The 3326-nt window shown below is 49.7% G+C and carries 2 rRNA genes; both read right to left on the bottom strand.

What is annotated here, in order from left to right:
- Positions 1 to 2: 2 nt before the first annotated feature.
- Positions 3 to 118: ribosomal RNA gene (rrf, locus tag G3R49_RS19850) — 5S ribosomal RNA — on the bottom strand.
- Between the two features lie 150 nt (positions 119 to 268).
- Positions 269 to 3157: ribosomal RNA gene (locus G3R49_RS19845) — 23S ribosomal RNA — on the bottom strand.
- Between the last annotated feature and the right edge of the window lie 169 nt (positions 3158 to 3326).

The following is a 3326-nucleotide window of genomic DNA, read 5'->3' as shown; positions in this document are numbered from 1 at the left end:
GCGTCTGGAAATGACCTACTCTCACATGGGGAAACCCCACACTACCATCGGCGCGATTGCGTTTCACTGCTGAGTTCGGAATGGATTCAGGTGGGACCACAATGCTATTGTCTCCAGACAAATTTGTTATCTAACCGCTACTTTATACTTTGTAGCCATTAGATTAATTCGGAAAGCTGTTATTGCTTTTTGTAATTGAGTCACACTATCTAAGTGCTCTATCTAAAATCTAAGGTTATAACCACCTAGCAAAACCCATCTGGGTTGTATGGTTAAGCCTCACGAGTCATTAGTACATGTTAGCTCAACGCCTCACAACGCTTACACACCATGCCTATCAACGTCCTAGTCTCGAACGGCTCTTTAGAGGTCTTAAAGACCTAGGGATGACTCATCTTAGGGCTCGCTTCCCGCTTAGATGCTTTCAGCGGTTATCGATTCCGAACGTAGCTACCGGGCAATGCTATTGGCATAACAACCCGAACACCAGCGGTTCGTCCACTCCGGTCCTCTCGTACTAGGAGCAGCTCCCTTCAATCATCCAACGCCCACGGCAGATAGGGACCGAACTGTCTCACGACGTTCTGAACCCAGCTCGCGTACCACTTTAAATGGCGAACAGCCATACCCTTGGGACCGACTTCAGCCCCAGGATGTGATGAGCCGACATCGAGGTGCCAAACACCGCCGTCGATATGAACTCTTGGGCGGTATCAGCCTGTTATCCCCGGAGTACCTTTTATCCGTTGAGCGATGGCCCTTCCATTCAGAACCACCGGATCACTATGACCTACTTTCGTACCTGCTCGACGTGTCTGTCTCGCAGTTAAGCTAGCTTATGCCATTGCACTAACCACACGATGTCCGACCGTGTTTAGCTAACCTTCGTGCTCCTCCGTTACTCTTTGGGAGGAGACCGCCCCAGTCAAACTACCCACCAGGCACTGTCCTCAACCCCGATTAGGGGCCAGAGTTAGAACATCAACACTACAAGGGTGGTATTTCAAGGTTGACTCCACACAATCTAGCGACTGCGCTTCAAAGTCTCCCACCTATCCTACACATGTAGGGTCAATGTTCAGTGCCAAGCTATAGTAAAGGTTCACGGGGTCTTTCCGTCTAGCCGCGGGTATACGGCATCTTCACCGCAATTTCAACTTCACTGAGTCTCGGCTGGAGACAGCGTGGCCATCATTACGCCATTCGTGCAGGTCGGAACTTACCCGACAAGGAATTTCGCTACCTTAGGACCGTTATAGTTACGGCCGCCGTTTACCGGGGCTTCGATCATGAGCTTCGCAAAGCTAACCCAATCAATTAACCTTCCGGCACCGGGCAGGCGTCACACCGTATACGTCATCTTGCGATTTTGCACAGTGCTGTGTTTTTGATAAACAGTTGCAGCCACCTGGTATCTGCGACTGCCAGCAGCTTAGGAAGCAAGTTCCATCACCGCCAGCAGCGTACCTTCTCCCGAAGTTACGGTACCATTTTGCCTAGTTCCTTCAGCCGAGTTCTCTCAAGCGCCTTGGTATTCTCTACCCGACCACCTGTGTCGGTTTGGGGTACGATTCCTACTAACCTGAAGCTTAGAAGATTTTCCTGGAAGCATGGCATCAACTACTTCATCACCTTAGTGACTCGTCGTCAGCTCTCGGTATTAGGTGCCCGGATTTGCCTAAGCACCCTACCTACTACCTTAAACGCGGACTACCAACGCCGCGCTAGCCTAGCCTTCTCCGTCTCTCCATCGCAGTTAGCAAAAGTACAGGAATATTAACCTGTTTCCCATCGACTACGCCTTTCAGCCTCGCCTTAGGGGTCGACTCACCCTGCCCCGATTAACGTTGGACAGGAACCCTTGGTCTTTCGGCGAGGGAGTTTTTCACTCCCTTTATCGTTACTCATGTCAGCATTCGCACTTCTGATACGTCCAGTGTGGGTTACCCCTTCACCTTCAACCGCTTACAGAACGCTCCTCTACCGCTTGCAGTAAACTGCAAACCCGTAGCTTCGGTGGTATGTTTAGCCCCGTTACATCTTCCGCGCAGGCCGACTCGACTAGTGAGCTATTACGCTTTCTTTAAAGGGTGGCTGCTTCTAAGCCAACCTCCTAGCTGTCTAAGCCTTCCCACATCGTTTCCCACTTAACATACACTTTGGGACCTTAGCTGACGGTCTGGGTTGTTTCCCTTTTGACGACGGACGTTAGCACCCGCCGTCTGTCTCCCGCATAGTACTCATTGGTATTCGGAGTTTGCAAAGGGTTGGTAAGTCGGGATGACCCCCTAGCCTTAACAGTGCTCTACCCCCAATGGTATTCGTGCGAGGCGCTACCTAAATAGCTTTCGAGGAGAACCAGATATCTCCCGGTTTGATTGGCCTTTCACCCCCAGCCACAAGTCATCACCGCATTTTTCAACATACGTGTGTTCGGTCCTCCAGTTGATGTTACTCAACCTTCAACCTGCCCATGGCTAGATCACCGGGTTTCGGGTCTACACCTTGCAACTAAACGCGCAGTTAACACTCGGTTTCCCTACGGCTCCGCTATTCGCTTAACCTCGCTACAAAATGTAAGTCGCTGACCCATTATACAAAAGGTACGCAGTCACGGTCTCAAGAACCGCTCCCACTGCTTGTACGTATACGGTTTCAGGTTCTATTTCACTCCCCTCACAGGGGTTCTTTTCGCCTTTCCCTCACGGTACTGGTTCACTATCGGTCAGTCAGGAGTATTTAGCCTTGGAGGATGGTCCCCCCATGTTCAGACAGGATGTCACGTGTCCCGCCTTACTCGATTTCATCACTGGTTAGTTTTCGTGTACGGGGCTATCACCCTGTGCCGCTGTGCTTTCCAACACATTCCACTAACACCCCAATGACTTAAGGGCTAATCCCCGTTCGCTCGCCGCTACTAGGGGAATCTCGGTTGATTTCTTTTCCTCCGGGTACTTAGATGTTTCAGTTCCCCGGGTTTGCCTCCTAACGCTATGTATTCACGTTAGGATAATTGCTTATGCAATTGGGTTTCCCCATTCGGACATCGTTGACTCAAATGCTTGTTACTAGCTCGCCAACGCTTTTCGCAAGTTACTACGTCCTTCATCGCCTCTGACTGCCAAGGCATCCACCGTATACGCTTAGTCACTTAACCATACAACCCAAATGAGTCTTACTAATGTAAGTCATTCAAGCCACATAGGTGACTAGCTGGTTTATTTGATAAATCACACCAATGAGTAAACTCATTCATGTGTATCGCCTTAGTTTTAGAATATTCAAGACACTTAAATAGTGTTTTGAGAACTCAATTATTTCGCATT

This window comes from Shewanella sp. WXL01, assembly GCF_012263345.1.
Lineage (GTDB): Bacteria > Pseudomonadota > Gammaproteobacteria > Enterobacterales > Shewanellaceae > Shewanella > Shewanella maritima.
Note: the sequence above shows the minus strand (reverse complement) of the source record. Positions and strands in the feature narration are given on the sequence as shown.